At 51.0% G+C, this 15,474-nt stretch carries 13 protein-coding genes and 1 pseudogene; 5 read left to right on the forward strand and 9 right to left on the reverse strand.

Translation table 11 applies throughout. The annotated features are described in order from the left end of the window. The first annotated feature begins 170 nt into the window (after positions 1 to 170). Both sulA and ompA read left to right on the forward strand, forming a co-directional pair. Positions 171 to 680: an SOS-induced cell division inhibitor SulA gene (gene sulA / locus FDW92_RS03505; protein ID WP_042314183.1), complete on the forward strand. Its 510-nt coding sequence runs from the start codon at positions 171 to 173 to the stop codon at positions 678 to 680. A gap of 357 nt (positions 681 to 1,037) precedes the next feature. Next, positions 1,038 to 2,096 (forward strand): porin OmpA, encoded by a 1,059-nt coding sequence (gene ompA / locus FDW92_RS03510; RefSeq protein WP_042314186.1) that lies wholly within the window; start codon positions 1,038 to 1,040, stop codon positions 2,094 to 2,096. A 98-nt stretch (positions 2,097 to 2,194) separates the two neighbouring features. On the opposite strand, the gene matP is transcribed toward ompA, so the two are convergent. Next, complete coding sequence (gene matP / locus FDW92_RS03515; RefSeq protein WP_042314187.1) at positions 2,195 to 2,647, reverse strand: macrodomain Ter protein MatP; 453 nt, start codon at positions 2,645 to 2,647, stop codon at positions 2,195 to 2,197. Between the two features lie 185 nt (positions 2,648 to 2,832). On the opposite strand from matP, the gene FDW92_RS03520 reads away from it, so the two are divergent. Beyond that, positions 2,833 to 4,593 (forward strand): Lon protease family protein, encoded by a 1,761-nt coding sequence (locus tag FDW92_RS03520; RefSeq protein ID WP_042314189.1) that lies wholly within the window; start codon positions 2,833 to 2,835, stop codon positions 4,591 to 4,593. Between the two features lie 68 nt (positions 4,594 to 4,661). Further along, positions 4,662 to 5,180, forward strand: coding sequence for a bifunctional 3-hydroxydecanoyl-ACP dehydratase/trans-2-decenoyl-ACP isomerase (gene fabA, locus FDW92_RS03525; RefSeq protein WP_003035875.1), 519 nt, complete (start codon positions 4,662 to 4,664; stop codon positions 5,178 to 5,180). A gap of 114 nt (positions 5,181 to 5,294) precedes the next feature. Here fabA and rmf read toward each other — a convergent pair whose 3' ends face one another. The 6 genes from rmf to rlmKL all read right to left on the reverse strand — a co-directional run bounded on the left by rmf (position 5,295) and on the right by rlmKL (position 13,211). Continuing rightward, a complete protein-coding gene (rmf, locus tag FDW92_RS03530) occupies positions 5,295 to 5,462 on the reverse strand; it encodes a ribosome modulation factor (protein WP_003035871.1) in 168 nt (55 codons plus the stop codon). A gap of 246 nt (positions 5,463 to 5,708) precedes the next feature. Then, positions 5,709 to 6,272, reverse strand: coding sequence for a membrane integrity-associated transporter subunit PqiC (gene pqiC / locus FDW92_RS03535; protein ID WP_042314191.1), 564 nt, complete (start codon positions 6,270 to 6,272; stop codon positions 5,709 to 5,711). After that, on the reverse strand, positions 6,269 to 7,909 hold the full coding sequence (pqiB, locus tag FDW92_RS03540; protein ID WP_042314193.1) for an intermembrane transport protein PqiB: 1,641 nt from the start codon (positions 7,907 to 7,909) through the stop codon (positions 6,269 to 6,271). Before pqiB ends, pqiC begins: the two co-directional genes overlap by 4 nt. 4 nt (positions 7,910 to 7,913) lie before the next feature. Continuing rightward, positions 7,914 to 9,167 carry a membrane integrity-associated transporter subunit PqiA gene (gene pqiA, locus FDW92_RS03545; protein WP_042314195.1) on the reverse strand — a complete coding sequence of 418 codons (1,254 nt, stop codon included), beginning with the start codon at positions 9,165 to 9,167 and terminating at the stop codon, positions 7,914 to 7,916. Between the two features lie 15 nt (positions 9,168 to 9,182). After that, the gene (locus tag FDW92_RS03550; protein ID WP_042314196.1) at positions 9,183 to 11,090 is read right to left on the reverse strand and encodes an ABC transporter ATP-binding protein; all 1,908 of its coding nucleotides are present in this window, start codon (positions 11,088 to 11,090) and stop codon (positions 9,183 to 9,185) included. 12 nt (positions 11,091 to 11,102) lie between these two features. Beyond that, positions 11,103 to 13,211: a bifunctional 23S rRNA (guanine(2069)-N(7))-methyltransferase RlmK/23S rRNA (guanine(2445)-N(2))-methyltransferase RlmL gene (rlmKL, locus tag FDW92_RS03555; protein WP_042314198.1), complete on the reverse strand. Its 2,109-nt coding sequence runs from the start codon at positions 13,209 to 13,211 to the stop codon at positions 11,103 to 11,105. Positions 13,212 to 13,309: 98 nt separating this feature from the next. On the opposite strand from rlmKL, the gene FDW92_RS03560 reads away from it, so the two are divergent. Continuing rightward, the gene (locus tag FDW92_RS03560) at positions 13,310 to 14,416 is read left to right on the forward strand and encodes a YcbX family protein (protein WP_042314199.1); all 1,107 of its coding nucleotides are present in this window, start codon (positions 13,310 to 13,312) and stop codon (positions 14,414 to 14,416) included. On the opposite strand, the gene zapC is transcribed toward FDW92_RS03560, so the two are convergent. After that, positions 14,413 to 14,955 carry a cell division protein ZapC gene (gene zapC / locus FDW92_RS03565; RefSeq protein WP_042314201.1) on the reverse strand — a complete coding sequence of 181 codons (543 nt, stop codon included), beginning with the start codon at positions 14,953 to 14,955 and terminating at the stop codon, positions 14,413 to 14,415. The two genes, FDW92_RS03560 and zapC, sit on opposite strands and share 4 nt — an antisense overlap. A 165-nt stretch (positions 14,956 to 15,120) precedes the next feature. Further along, positions 15,121 to 15,474, reverse strand: a pseudogene (locus FDW92_RS03570) (quinone-dependent dihydroorotate dehydrogenase); the annotation flags it as partial.

Consider the following 15,474-nt stretch of genomic DNA (forward strand, 5'->3'; position numbering starts at 1 on the left):
GATCCGTTAATGACGAAAATAGGCAACTTATTCGCATGGGGCAAGATGAATTTTATTTTTCCCGTAACTACGACTAAAAATTGCGAACCTGTTTCCGAAAATAAGGTTGATCTTTGTTGATAGCAGGGTTACTGTATATCCATACAGTAACTCACAGGGCTGGATTGATTATGTACACTTCAGGCTATGCAAATCGTTCTTCGTCGTTCTCTTCCGCATCAAGCAACATTGCGCGCGTTTCATCAGAGAACGCAACCGCTGGGCTTATCAGTGAAGTAGTCTATCGCGAGGACCAGCCCATGATGACGCAACTACTGCTGCTTCCCCTCCTGCAACAGTTAGGGCAGCAATCACGCTGGCAGCTGTGGCTGACGCCTCAGCAAAAATTAAGTCGGGAGTGGGTGCAGTCGGCCGGACTTCCATTGACAAAAGTAATGCAGATTAGCCAACTCTCCCCCTGCAATACGCTGGAATCGATGATTCGAGCGCTGCGCACAGGTAATTACAGCGTCGTTATCGGCTGGCTGGCAGAAGAATTGACGGAAGATGAACATGCCGAACTGGTAAAAGCGGCTGATGTAGGAAATGCTATGGGATTTATCATGCGTCCTGTTCGCGCACAGTCACTTGCGGGGAGACAGCATTCCGGGCTAAAAATTCACTCGAATTTGTATCATTGAGTAAAATTAGGATTTATCCTGGAATTTTTTTTCATGCTTCAATTTGCCTTTGAGCTTTAACGCGTTTTTCGTCCGAACGCCTGTCTCAAGCGGTTTTCAGGAAATCCTCAGTGCATTTAGTCATCAATAAATGTTAAATATTATGTATACAAGCCTTTTTTTTTCATATGCCTGACGGACTTCACACTTGTAAGTTTTCAACTACGTTGTAGACTTTACATCGCCAGGGGTGCTCGGCGTAAGCCGCAGATATCGGTAGAGTAACTATTGAACTGGTCCCCGGGTGAAGGATTTAACCGTGTTATCTCTCTTCGGAGATATTCATGGCGAATTTTGGATGATAACGAGGCGCAAAAAATGAAAAAGACAGCTATCGCAATTGCAGTGGCACTGGCTGGTTTCGCTACCGTGGCGCAGGCCGCTCCGAAAGATAACACCTGGTACGCTGGTGCTAAACTGGGCTGGTCTCAGTACCATGATGTTGGCAACAACCAGATCAACAACGCCGGTCCTACCCACGAAAGCCAACTGGGTGCTGGTGCGTTCGGTGGTTATCAGGTTAACCCGTACGTAGGTTTTGAAATGGGTTACGACTGGTTAGGCCGTATGCCGTACAAAGGCTACACCGACCAGACTCATCAAAACGGCGCTTTCAAAGCTCAGGGCGTTCAGCTGACCGCTAAACTGGGTTACCCAATCACTGACGATCTGGACGTTTATACCCGTCTGGGTGGTATGGTTTGGCGTGCAGACGCTAAAAACAACGAAGGCTTCAAAGACCACGACACTGGTGTATCCCCAGTATTCGCTGGTGGTGTAGAGTATGCAATTACTCCTGAAATCGCTACCCGTCTGGAATACCAGTGGACCAACAACATCGGTGACGCGAACACCGTTGGCGGTCGTCCGGATAACGGTCTGTTAAGCGTTGGTGTTTCTTACCGTTTCGGCCAGCAGGAAGAAGCAGCTCCAGTAGTTGTTGCTCCGGCTCCGGCTCCAGAAGTACAGACCAAGCACTTCACTCTGAAGTCTGACGTTCTGTTCAACTTCAACAAAGCAACTCTGAAACCAGAAGGCCAGCAGGCTCTGGACCAGATGTACAGCCAGCTGAGCAACCTGGATCCGAAAGACGGTTCCGTAGTGGTTCTGGGCTTCACTGACCGCATCGGTTCTGACGCTTACAACCAGGGTCTGTCTGAGAAACGTGCTCAGTCCGTTGTTGATTACCTGATCTCTAAAGGTATTCCTTCTGACAAAATCTCTGCACGTGGCATGGGCGAATCTAACCCGGTTACTGGCAACACCTGTGACAACGTGAAAGCTCGCGCTGCACTGATCGACTGCCTGGCTCCGGATCGTCGTGTTGAGATCGAAGTTAAAGGTATCAAAGACGTTGTAACTCAGCCTCAGGCTTAAGTTATCGTCTTATAAAAAAACCCCGCATCGCGGGGTTTTTTTTCATCTGTGTTTTAATCAAAGCACACTACTACGTCACCCATTAAACCATCCTGCCACTACTCTTTTCCGAGTAGTGCCTGTAAATCCTGTTTTAAGGTCGACATTTTATTCGCGTACTTCTCTTTATGCTCCGCATCTTCAATCAGTTGCACAATGGTTTCAGAAAGCGTTTTACCCCGCCGCTGCGCAAGGCCAGCTAAGCGTTGCCAAACCATAAACTCCAGATCGATAGATTTCTTTCGCGTATGCTGATGCTCAGCATTAAAGTGCCGCTTGCGCCTCGCCCGTATGGTCTGTTTCATACGATTGAGTAGCGCAGGGTTCATGTGTTCTTCAATCCAGGTATTGACCCGAACCGGTTCATTTTCGAGGGTTAGCAATAAATCAACGGCTTCTTTGGCAGCGCTGGCCTCCACGTAACGGGTTATTAATTCCCCCTCACGATGCTTCTTCACCAGATACTTCCACTTCCAGCCGCTTTCAAGATTTTCAAGTTGTTGATATTTCATTGCGATCTCAATGTTACCGTGTAACTCTTATCAGAATATCAGCTTTTTGAGCAACTGAAGAAAAGAATATCCAGCCTGTGAACTGCCGCGCGTCATCACAACCGTTTCGCAGTGCTTTCCAGGTGTGTAGTGATGAGGGTTACGGTATAATCTCGTTTTTAACAACAGACTAAAAAACATCAACTTTGACCATTACGAAACTTGCATGGCGTGATCTGGTTCCTGATACCGACAGTTATCAGGAAGTATTTGCACAGCCGCACGTCACTGACGACACCGATACCTTACTTAGTGATACTCAGCCACGTTTACAATTCGCGCTAGAGCAGCTTCTGCAGCACTGGACGACGTCCTCGTTCATGCTGGTAAAAGCGCCAGAAGAGCTTGAATACCTTAACCTTATTGCGACAGCCGCACGTACACTGCACACGGATGCAGGGCGCCTGACTGGAGGTCATTATGATATCTCTGGTCACACTATTCGGTATCGTACAGCAGAAAAAGCAGAAGACAATTTTGCGACGTTAACTCAGGTGGTCAACGCTGACTGGATTGAAGCCGAACAACTGTTTGGCTGTCTGCGTCAGTTCAATGGCGACATTACACTGCAGCCAGGTCTGGTACATCAGGCGAATGGCGGGGTGTTGGTTATCTCATTACGCACGCTGCTGGCCCAGCCACTGCTGTGGATGCGCCTGAAAGCCATCGTCAGCCACGAGCGTTTTGACTGGGTAGCTTTTGATGAGTCTCGCCCATTACCCGTTTCCGTTCCGCCTATGCCGCTTAAACTGAAAGTGATTTTAGTCGGTGAACGCGAATCACTGGCGGATTTTCAGGACATGGAGCCAGAACTGGCTGAGCAGGCCATTTACAGCGAATTTGAAGACAACCTGCAGATAGTCGATGCCGAAACCATGACACAGTGGTGCCAGTGGGTAATGCATACCGCCACGCGCAACAATTTGCCCTACCCCGCGCCTGATGCCTGGCAGGTTCTGATCCGCGAAGCGGTGCGCTATACCGGCGAACAGGATACGTTGCCGCTTAACCCCTTGTGGATCATCCGACAGTTCAAAGAAGTGGCCCCGCTATGCGAGAGCGAAACCTGCACAGCGGAACAGTTCAGCCTGATGCTGGCGCAGCGCGAATGGCGGGAAGGATTCCTGGCCGAACGTATGCAGGATGAGATCCTGCAAGAGCAAATCCTTATTGAAACGGAAGGCGAGCGAATTGGTCAGATCAACGCCCTGTCGGTCATTGAGTTTCCGGGTCATCCTCGCGCGTTTGGGGAACCATCACGCATCAGCTGCGTGGTGCATATTGGCGATGGTGAATTCACGGATATTGAGCGCAAAGCCGAGCTGGGAGGAAATATTCATGCCAAAGGCATGATGATTATGCAGGCGTTCCTGATGTCTGAACTCCAGCTGGAACAGCAAATTCCTTTCTCAGCCTCGCTGACCTTTGAGCAATCATACAGCGAAGTAGACGGTGACAGCGCGTCGATGGCGGAATTGTGCGCATTGATTAGCGCCCTCGCCGACGTCCCTGTGAATCAAAGCATCGCCATTACTGGTTCCGTCGATCAATTTGGTCGGGCGCAACCTGTCGGCGGTCTGAACGAGAAAATTGAAGGTTTCTTCGCCATCTGTCAGCAGCGTGAGCTGACAGGCACGCAGGGCGTTATCATTCCATCAGCTAACGTCAGGCATCTGAGCCTGCAACCAGCGCTGCTACAGGCGATAGAAGAAGAAAAATTCACTATATGGGCGGTGGACGACGTGACCGATGCGTTGCCGCTGTTATTAAATCTGGTGTGGGATGGCGAAGGCCAGACAACGCTGATGCAAACCATCCAGGAGCGCATTGCGACAGCAACGCAGCAGGAAGGCCGTCATCGTTTTCCATGGCCGCTACGTTGGTTGAACTGGATTATTCCGAACTGATCGGACTTGTTCAGCGTACACGTGTTAGCTATCCTGCGTGCTTCAATAAAATAAGGCTTACAGAGAACATGGTAGATAAACGCGAATCCTATACAAAAGAAGACCTTCTTGCCTCTGGTCGCGGTGAGCTGTTTGGCGCAAAAGGCCCACAACTGCCAGCACCAAGCATGCTGATGATGGACCGTGTCATTAAGATGACCGAAACCGGTGGCAACTTTGACAAAGGTTATGTTGAAGCTGAACTGGATATCAACCCGGACCTGTGGTTCTTCGGATGCCACTTCATCGGCGATCCGGTAATGCCAGGCTGCCTGGGTCTGGATGCCATGTGGCAGTTAGTTGGATTCTATCTCGGCTGGCTGGGCGGCGAAGGTAAAGGCCGCGCGCTGGGTGTAGGCGAAGTGAAATTCACCGGTCAGGTTCTGCCGACCGCGAAGAAAGTCACTTACCGCATTCACTTCAAACGCATCGTTAACCGTCGCCTGATCATGGGCCTGGCTGATGGTGAAGTGCTGGTTGATGGTCGTCTAATCTACACCGCAAACGATCTGAAAGTAGGCCTCTTCCAGGATACTTCCGCGTTCTAATCGCAGAGATCAGGCATTGCGTCGTTGTCGGATGACAGCATAAACGCCTTATCCGGTCTGCAAAAAGGCGAAACCTCCGCTCTGCGGAGGTTTCTTTTATCTAAAGAGACAGAATCAGGCCATTAAAACCCTATCCCCCATGGCTTCTCGCCAGCCTCCCAGCCAGTATGATCTCTGATTCAGCGTCTGATAGGGACACATTTCTTTTGAGCGTCCGGCAATGCCGGCCTGATATCCACGTTGATGTGCCCGTTCCAGGCGATCTCGTTTTTGTCTCTTCATGCCTCGTTTCCCTCATCTTTAGTTCTGGTGGAAAAGAAAACAGTGATTACTAAGTGTGCAATCACACTAAACGAATACCCCTAAACATCAGGCTCGTCAATGCGCAAAATTCACGCCAGTGTCATATTTGTGAGCTACCCGCAAAATCATTTGTACAAAAATAATCAGTCAGAACAGTTATCTTCACGCAAAAAAAACCGCCCCGGGCAACGAACCAGGGGCGGTATAATTTACAATTATTTAAGCTTAAGGAATGCGTTTTAGCTCTTGAGCAATTGCCGTCGCTTCCTGGCTCCAGGCGTTGGCGAGAACCTTCACCATCTCATCGTAGCCGTCCTTAGTCTGCACAGCTTCGATGTGGAATGGGCGTTTAATCAACTGTTCCTGGTGATTCAGTAGCCATTCGCCGCTTACGATAACCTTCCCATCGTACCTGCCGTGGAAGCCGGTTACAGTGACGTTCAACGTATCCTGCGTGCTCCCCAGCGGCTGCGAAGCAACAACCCAGCCAGGTAATTGCATACTGAGGTTCGTCACCAGCGTATTGCGCAATTGCTGATCTAAGGGGCTGGCCCAGAGATTGTTATTCGCTATCACATATTGCACATCGCTGGTCTGGTAAACCACCCCATTACCCGCCAGATAGTCCGGCACCGCAATCTGCTCAACCCACAGCAGACGGTTACCCTGGTTGGCGGAGCTCTGGACGCCACCTTGCGCGATAGGAAGCTGATAATAGCTTTTATTTTCTCCGCTGGAGCTGCATGACGTCAGCCAGACCGCCATCATCACCACTAGCCACTTTTTCATTGTTTCGCCCTCTTCGGCTCTGGATCTTTTTTGTCCTTCGCTTCAAATACCAGCGCATTGCTCTTATCGTTCAACGTTTTCAGTACTGGTTGCAGTTCGCGCAGTACCTGATCAAGACGCTGCATATCCGCCACCATCTTGTTGTAGGCGGCAGATCCTGGCTGGAAGCCCTGCATGCTACGATTAAGTTCACGCAACGTATTTTGCATATCTGCCGGAAGATCCTGCATTGACTGACTGGACGTGATCTTATTCATGTTATCCAGCGTAGTTTGCAAATGCTTCATCGTACGCTGGCTTTCTGACAACGTATTGGTCGCCTGCTCAATCATCGGGTTCAACGGCAGATTATTAATCTTATCCAGCGCTTCCATCAGACGTTGCTGGATCTGCGCCAAACCGCCACTAACCGTCGGGATAATCTGGTAACCATTAAATTCGCGCACGCCGGTAATCGGCGGTTCTTTCGGGTAGAAGTCGAGATCAACATACAGCGCGCCGGTCACCAGGTTCCCGGTTTTCAGCGATGCGCGTAATCCACGTTTGAGCAATTGCTCCAGATGAGCGCCAACATCAGTGTCCTCGCCCAGCTGTGCTTTCAGGCGTTCAGGTTCGATACGTACCAGTACTGGAATACGATAATCATTGTTAAATACCTGACGCATATTCGGTGAGAAGAAAGGTACTTTACTTACCGTCCCCAAACGAATACCGCGGAACTCCAGCGGTGCGCCTGGCTGCAAACCACGAATCGAATCCTTAAAGAACATCAGGTAATCAATATGATCCGTATACAGGGAATCCTGAATACTTTTTTGATCGTCATAAAGATTAAACGCGGACTGTTGCCCAACCGGTTCACCTTGTTCTAAGCCTTCTGGCACATCAAAACTTACGCCACCACCAAACAGCGTGGAGAGCGATCCCATTTCTACGCGCATACCTGCAGAGGTAAGATCCACGGCGATCCCGCTGTCTTTCCAGAAACGTACATTGCTGGTCACCAGACGATCATTAGGCGCATTGATGAAGAGCTGGTAACTGATAGTACGTTTTTGCGCATCAAAGGTACTGGTCTCAACCGAACCCACGCGATAACCACGGAACAATACCGGATCGCCCGGGCTTAACTGCCCGGCTTTTTTACTGTCCAGTATCACGCGGATCCCTTTCGCATCTGGCGGTGCCAGCGGCGGTGAGTCCAGTAGTTGGTAATTTTCTAGCTTATTCCCTTTATTGCCGGGCTGCAGTTCAATATATGCCCCGGACAATAGCGTGCCCAGGCCGCTGATACCTTCACGTCCAACCTGCGGCTTAACAACCCAAAAAACAGAGTCTTTATGCAGCAGCTTTTCCATTCCGGAGTTAAGGCGAGCTTTAATCTCCACATGGGTCAAATCATCCGTCAGAGTGGCGCTCTCGACGATACCGACATCGACGCTGCGGCTTTTAATTGTCGTTTTGCCCCCTTCAATCCCTTCGGCATTGGTGGTAATCAGCGTGACTTCCGGCCCTTGATGGCTGTAGTGATAAAACAGGACCCACGCGCCAATGAGCGCAGTAACGATTGGGAATATCCACACGGGCGACCAGTTTTTCACCTTCTGCACTTTGGCTTCCCCACTTTTAGATTCCATGCTGTCAGGACTCCTCATGATCTGGTTCTGGTTCACGGTCCCACGACAGACGCGGATCAAATGTCATCGCAGAAAACATTGTCATAATGACGACTAAAGCAAACATCAAAGCACCCATTGCAGGATAAATGTTCATTAACCCCCCCATACGCACCAGCGCAGAGAGTACCGCAATCACAAAAACGTCGATCATTGACCAGCGACCGACAAATTCCACCACTTCATAAATCAAGTGCATACGTTCACTGTCACGTTTGCCGTGCCCCTTGGCATCCCAACATAGCCAGGCAATGGCAATCATTTTCAACGTCGGCACCATAATACTGGCGATAAAGATAACCGCCGCCACTGGATAAGAACCCTCGCTCCAGATCAAAACTACGCCTTCAAGAATCGTTGACGGCAACTTGGATCCGAGCAAATCGGTGATCATGATCGGCAGGATGTTGGCAGGAAGATAAAGCATGATTGACGTGAACAATAACGCCAGCGTCCATTGCAAACTGTTTTTACGACGCACGTAGCCTTTGGTCTCGCAGCGTGGGCACACCCGTTCGTCAGCGGGAAGAATCGCGGTGCAGCAGGAACAAGAACGCAGCCCCTGCCGGATACCGGGCACGCCTGGCTTTAATTCCTGCTTAATGACAGGCATTGGCGCAATATCATCCCACAGCCAACGGCGGTCAACGCACTGGAACGCCCGTAGCTGTAGAACACAAAAGAAACACCATGGGATGAAACTGCTGCCCACGCCGATATCACCATACGCCATCAGCTTAACGAAACTGACCAGCACTCCGGCGAGGAAGATTTCCGCCATCCCCCAGCTTTTCAACTGAAACAGGACGCGCGCCAGCCGGGCCTTTAGCCAGCCGGGCATTTCGGCCCGGTTCACCAGCAGCAGAATAGTCAGTAAACAAAACGCGGGAACCAACTGGACAAATAATAAAAAAAACGTGCCGAGGCTGGCGTAATCTTCTGAGAAAAGCACGCTGGGGATTTCCAGCAACGTCACTTCGCTGCTTACCCCTGCGACGTTCATATTCACAAAAGGGAAGAGGTTTGATAAAAGCAGCATGAAAAGCGCTGCTAAAACATAGGCAGTAGGACGCTGCCTTGGCGCGTCCCACTCAACCGTTAACGTAGTGCCACATCGTGGACATGCCGCTTTCTGACCATGCTCCAGGCGCGGTAACGCCACCAGCATGTCACACTGCGAGCACAAAATATGCTTCGCGGCATGGTGATGTTCGCACATATGTGCTCCTTTAAATTATGCGCCATTCTTCAAAGATTCAAGATACTCCCAGCGCTCAAAGGCTTGCTCAAGTTCTTGTTCCGCTTCGTTCAGATTAGCTAAAACCTGTTGCGTTTGCTCGTGCGGCTGACTGAAAAAAGTGGCGTCAGCAACCTGAGCTTGTAATGTTTCCAGCTTAGCTTCCAGTTCTTCAAGCAATGCGGGGAGCTGCTCCAGTTCGCGCTGCAGTTTATAGCTTAGTTTGCTCGTGCCACGTTTGACAATTTCTGCTTTAGGAGCAACAGCTTCCTCTGTTTTTTTCACAACGGGCTGTTTAAACGCCACATGCTGCGATTGCTGGCTGCGCGCGTCATGGTAACCGCCGACATAACGACCAATTTTACCACCGCCTTCGAAGATCCAGCATTCCGTAACGGTATTATCCACAAACTGACGGTCATGGCTCACCAGCAGTACGGTGCCCTGATAGCTGTCAATCAGCTCTTCAAGCAGTTCCAGCGTTTCGACGTCAAGATCGTTCGTTGGTTCATCGAGAATTAAAAGATTACTGGGTTTCAGGAACAAACGCGCCAACAACAGGCGGTTTCGTTCTCCGCCGGAGAGCGCGCGTACTGGCGTCATCGCCCGTTTTGGATGGAACAGGAAGTCCTGCAGGTAGCCCAACACATGGCGGGGTTTACCGTTAACCATCACCTCTTGCTTACCTTCGGCCAGATTGTCCATCACGGTTTTATCCGGATCCAGTTCAGCACGGTGCTGATCGAAATAAGCCACTTCCAGCTTGGTCCCAACATGAATGCGTCCACTGTCTGCCTGCAGTTGGCCTAGCATCAGTTTGAGCAGCGTCGTCTTACCGCAACCGTTAGGGCCAATTAACGCAATTTTGTCGCTGCGCTGCACCTGCGCGGAGAAATCTTTTACCAGTTGCTTACCATCAACCTGATAATCCACATTCTCCATTTCGAAGACAATCTTGCCCGAACGGCTCGCCTCTTCAACCTGCATCTTCGCCGTGCCCATCACTTCGCGACGCTCCCCGCGCTCGCGACGCATCGCTTTCAGGGCGCGAACACGGCCTTCGTTACGGGTACGACGTGCTTTGATACCCTGGCGGATCCAAACTTCTTCCTGCGCCAGCTTGCGATCAAACTCCGCGTTTTGTAACTCTTCTACCCGCAGCGCTTCTTCTTTCTCCAGCAGATACTGATCGTAGTTCCCCGGATAGGTCACCAACTTTCCGCGGTCAAGATCGACAATACGCGTCGCCATATTGCGAATAAACGAACGGTCGTGGGAAATGAAAATAATTGTCCCGTTGAAGGATTTCAGGAACCCTTCCAGCCAGTCGATTGTTTCAATGTCCAGGTGGTTCGTCGGTTCATCCAGCAGCAGTACGCGCGGATTACTCACCAACGCACGGCCCAGCGCCGCTTTACGCAGCCAACCACCAGACAGCGACGAAAGCGCGGCGTTAGGATCCAGCCCCAGTTGCGCCAACACTTCATTAATGCGACTTTCGAGCTGCCACAGATTGTGGTGATCGAGCATTTCCTGAACCCGCGCCATCTCATTCAGATTTCTGTCGCTCGGATCGGTCATTACCAGGCGCGAAATATCGTGGTAACGCTTCAGGTATTCAGCCTGTTCCTCAATACCTTCGGCAACGAAGTCATACACGCTGCCCTCGACGTTACGCGGCGGATCCTGTTGCAGACGCGCGACGACCAGATCCTGCTCATAAATAATACGCCCGTCGTCAAGACCCTGTTCACGGTTCAGGATCTTCATCAGCGTCGATTTACCCGCGCCGTTACGGCCTACCAGACAGACGCGTTCGTTATCCTCGATATGCAGTTCCGCATTATCAAGAAGTGGCGCATCGCTGAACGACAGCCATGCACCATGCATACTGATCAATGACATTTACTTATCCTTTCAGGCTGCGGTAATCAGCCAGCAATTGTGGATCTGACGGTTACGGGCAAAGTCCTGGGAAAGCGTTTTTTGGGTAATTTCTTGTGCTTTTAATCCCAGTTCAGCCACCCCCTCGAGATCCATACGGAATCCACGTTTGTTGTTGGAGAACATGATCGTCCCGTCTTTACGTAACAGACGTTTTAGATCTTTCATCAGCGCCAGATGATCGCGCTGCACATCAAACGAGTCTTCCATGCGTTTAGAGTTAGAGAACGTTGGCGGATCGATGAATATCAGATCGAACTGTTCATTGGCATCGCGCAGCCAGCCGAGACAATCGGCCTGAATTAAACGGTGAGCGCGACCGCTCAGGCCGTTAAGACGCAGGTTGCGTTCAGCCCATTCCAGGTAGGTACGCGACATATCAACCGTCGTGGTGCTCCGCGCGCCGCCCAGTCCGGCATGAACGCTGGCGCTGCCGGTGTAGGAGAACAGATTAAGGAAATCCTTACCTTTACTCATCTGACCCAGCATGCGACGCGCAATGCGGTGATCGAGGAACAAACCGGTATCAAGATAGTCAGTCAGGTTCACCCACAGACGCGCGTTGTACTCACTTACCTCAATGAATTCACCCTTCTCATTCATCTTCTGATACTGGTTTTTCCCTTTTTGACGCTCACGGGTTTTCAGCACCAGTTTATTCGGGGCAATCTCCAGTACCGAGAGCGTAGCGGCAATGATATCGAACAGGCGTTGACGCGCTTTCTGCGCATCGACCGTTTTCGGCGGCGCGTATTCCTGCACCACGACCCAGTCACCGTAACGGTCCACTGCTACGTTGTATTCCGGCAGGTCGGCATCGTACAGGCGGTAGCATTCAATACCTTCCTGACGCGCCCATTTTTCCAGCTTCTTAATATTCTTACGCAGGCGGTTGGCATAATCTTCTGCGACCGTAGCAGGCTTACTGTCGGTGCTAGTTTCTGCAACGTGATAGTTCTTCTGTACGCAATCCAGCGGACCATTTTTCGCTTTAAACTGCTTATCGGCACGTAATTGCAGGCTGCTGAGCAAATCCGGCGAGGCGCTAAACAGGGACAGATTCCAGCCGCCAAACTGGTTTTTCATTGTGCGCCCCAGCAGGCTGTGCAAGGCAATCAGCGCCGGTTCGCTATCCAGGCGTTCGCCGTATGGCGGGTTGCTGATAACCGTCCCGTACGGTCCTTTCGGTAACGGGTTGCTCAGTTTGGCCACATCTTTGACTTCAAACGTCATCAGATCGGCAATTCCGGCGCGACGGGCGTTACTGCGAGCTTTTTCAATTACGCGAGCATCGCTGTCAGATCCATAGAAGTGCGAGGTGTAGTCTGCGAGACCCTTACGCGCGCGCACCTGCGCTTCGGCTTTAACCTCTTGCCACACAGCGTCATCGTGCTGCGCCCAACCGCTGAACCCCCAATATCCACGGTGCAGACCTGGCGCACGATCGGTTGCCCACATTGCCGCTTCAATCAGCAGCGTACCGGAGCCACACATCGGATCGAGTAACGGCGTGCCCGGTTGCCAGCCTGAACGCATCACAATGGCGGCAGCCAGCGTTTCTTTAATCGGCGCCTGACCTGCGCGATCGCGATACCCACGCTGATGCAGGCCATCACCGCTCAGATCGAGCGCAATACTGGCGGTATCTTTATTCAGCCACACGTTGATGCGCAGATCCGGAGATTCCCGATCCACATTCGGACGCGGCAGATTTTTACGGGTAAAGGCGTCGACAATCGCATCCTTCACCTTCAGCGCCCCGTACTGGCTATTACGAATAGTTTCGTTCAGGCCACTAAAATGCACCGCAAATGTAGCGCCCGGATTAAATATCTCTGTCCAGTCGATTGCCTGAACACCGAGGTACAGATCAAGATCGCTGTAGACCTTGCACTCTCCCATCGGCAGGATAATGCGCGAGGCCAGGCGGCTCCACATCAGGCTCTGGTAAACAAGCCGCGTGTCGCCCTTAAAATGGACCCCACCCTGAACGACCTGACACTCCAGCGCGCCGAGGTTTTCCAGTTCAGTTTTTAACAGCTCTTCCAGCCCGCGGGCCGTACTGGCAAACAGAGAATTCATAATGTCACTTTTACTCCGAGAAAATTGCTGCGCATTATAGCTAATATGGGCGGTATGTCATAAAGTTGAAGGCTTATTTTCGCTCGAGGGGCTGTACAGTGGTCACGTTAACCCGACTTTTTATTCATCCGGTTAAATCAATGCGCGGTATTGGGCTTACCCATGCTCTGGCAGACGTTAGTGGTCTCGCCTTTGATCGCATTTTTATGATTACCGAACCCGACGGGACGTTCATTACCGCCCGACAGTTCCCACAGATGGTGCGTTTTACCCCTTCCCCTTTCTACGATGGATTGCATCTTACGGCGCCAGACGGCAGCAGCGCGCTTGTGCGATTTGCCGACTTCGCCCTGCAGGATGCGCCGACAGAAGTGTGGGGCAACCATTTTACCGCGCGTATTGCGCCAGCGGCTATCAACCAGTGGCTGAGCGGTTTTTTCTCCCGTGACGTACAGCTTCGCTGGGTTGGTCCGCAGCTGACGCGCCGGGTGAAGCGCCGCGATGATGTTCCTTTGTCCTTTGCCGATGGTTATCCCTACCTTTTAACTAACGAAGCGTCATTGCGCGATTTGCAGCAGCGCTGCCCGGCAAGCGTAAAAATGGAACAGTTCCGCCCCAATCTGGTGGTTTCAGGCGCTGCCGCCTGGGAAGAAGATACCTGGAAAGTGATCCGCATTGGCGAGGTTATTTTTGACGTGGCTAAACCTTGTAGCCGCTGCATTTTCACTACCGTCAGCCCTGAGAAAGGTCAGAAGCATCCGTCCGGCGAACCGCTGGCCACGCTGCAAAGCTTTCGCACTGCAACGGATAACGGCGATGTCGATTTCGGTCAGAATCTCATTGCGCGTAACAGTGGCGTGATTCGCGTTGGCGACGAGGTTGAAATTCTGTCCACCGGTCCGGCCAGAGTATATGGCGCGGCAGAAACCGATGATACTGCCCCGGTGCAACAACCCGATGCCACGGTGCTTATCGAGTGGCAGGGACAGACCTTTCGCGGAAATAATCAGCAGGTATTGCTTGAACAGCTGGAAAACCAGGGTATCCGGGTTCCCTACTCATGTCGGGCGGGAATTTGCGGATGCTGTCGAATTCGGCTGGTAGAAGGCGAAGTGAGCCCGCTGAAAAAATCAGCGATGGGAGATGACGGGACGATTCTGTGCTGTAGTTGTGTGCCCAAAACGGCAATCAGGCTGGAAAGTTAAACCGCCTGCTCAAGGCTGAAACTGTCAACCATTGTCTGCGGTTTCAGTCTGTCATTCATGATTTTAATTGCGTCGCCAAGCTGCATGGTGCGCCCGGCAATCACCACGCCCGGTTGTGCCAGCAGACAAAGCGCGGCGTTTTCACCCGGTTCAACCACTAACAGGTTTACCTGCTCATCGGTATCGCTTAAATCGACACAGGCAGCGTCCCCTACCACTGGCGTCCAGTTAATGCCGTGGGCGACAAAGTGCCAGCTTTTTGGCATCTGCGGCTTAAGATAACGAATAGCCACCAGCGCATTGAGCACCAGTTCCGCTTTTTGTTCTTTCGCTAAATCCAGGTAGCGGCATTTTTCTTCAAAGGAAAAATAAAGCGCGGCGTCATCAACGCAAAATCCGGAAGGAGAAAATGCATCAGGAGTGAGCATTTTACGAGCAAAACGCGAACGGAATAACATACCATTGGCTAAATCGAGCATCATACGATCGTGCTCTTCATCATAATACCAGCGCCAGTTATCGTCGGGTTTAATTCGCATCAGTTTCTCTCCTTTCCTTAATCATCGCCATTACGACAGTATCCTTTTGCCGCTTCGTTTATTGCCCTAATAATAAAAGCTCAGAATGCTTAAATAAGCAACAGTAAAGGAATATAAAACAACCAGGGCTAGAAATAAAGCCCTGGATTGTGATTAAGGTAGCATTCAGATATTGCTGACGATTTCTTTAATCAATGGTGGACCTTTAAAAATAAAGCCCGAATAAATCTGTACCAGGGTAGCGCCAGCGGCTATTTTCTCACGCGCGGCGATGACCGAGTCGATACCGCCAACGCCAATAATCGGCAACTGACCATTTAATTCCTGAGACAACTGGCGAATAATTTCTGTACTTTTTAATTGTAACGGACGACCGCTCAACCCACCCATTTGATCGCAATTTTTCATTCCCTGTACGAGAGAACGATCGAGAGTGGTGTTAGTTGCAATTACGCCATCAATATTATGACGAACTAAACTGTCGGCGACCTGGATCAGTTCTTCGACGGAAAGATCCGG

The sequence above is a fragment of the Citrobacter sp. wls706 genome (genome assembly GCF_005281305.1).
In the GTDB taxonomy this organism is placed as follows: Bacteria; Pseudomonadota; Gammaproteobacteria; order Enterobacterales; family Enterobacteriaceae; genus Citrobacter; species Citrobacter werkmanii.

Excerpts from the sequence above, each read along its gene's own strand:
- sulA (WP_042314183.1), top strand. The coding sequence starts at position 171 with ATGTACACTTCAGGCTATGCAAATCGTTCTTCGTCGTTCTCTTCCGCA.
- ompA (WP_042314186.1), top strand. The coding sequence starts at position 1,038 with ATGAAAAAGACAGCTATCGCAATTGCAGTGGCACTGGCTGGTTTCGCT.
- matP (WP_042314187.1), bottom strand. The coding sequence starts at position 2,647 with ATGAAATATCAACAACTTGAAAATCTTGAAAGCGGCTGGAAGTGGAAG.
- fabA (WP_003035875.1), top strand. The coding sequence starts at position 4,662 with ATGGTAGATAAACGCGAATCCTATACAAAAGAAGACCTTCTTGCCTCT.
- rmf (WP_003035871.1), bottom strand. The coding sequence starts at position 5,462 with ATGAAGAGACAAAAACGAGATCGCCTGGAACGGGCACATCAACGTGGA.
- pqiC (WP_042314191.1), bottom strand. The coding sequence starts at position 6,272 with ATGAAAAAGTGGCTAGTGGTGATGATGGCGGTCTGGCTGACGTCATGC.
- pqiB (WP_042314193.1), bottom strand. The coding sequence starts at position 7,909 with ATGGAATCTAAAAGTGGGGAAGCCAAAGTGCAGAAGGTGAAAAACTGG.
- pqiA (WP_042314195.1), bottom strand. The coding sequence starts at position 9,167 with ATGTGCGAACATCACCATGCCGCGAAGCATATTTTGTGCTCGCAGTGT.
- FDW92_RS03550 (WP_042314196.1), bottom strand. The coding sequence starts at position 11,090 with ATGTCATTGATCAGTATGCATGGTGCATGGCTGTCGTTCAGCGATGCG.
- rlmKL (WP_042314198.1), bottom strand. The coding sequence starts at position 13,211 with ATGAATTCTCTGTTTGCCAGTACGGCCCGCGGGCTGGAAGAGCTGTTA.
- zapC (WP_042314201.1), bottom strand. The coding sequence starts at position 14,955 with ATGCGAATTAAACCCGACGATAACTGGCGCTGGTATTATGATGAAGAG.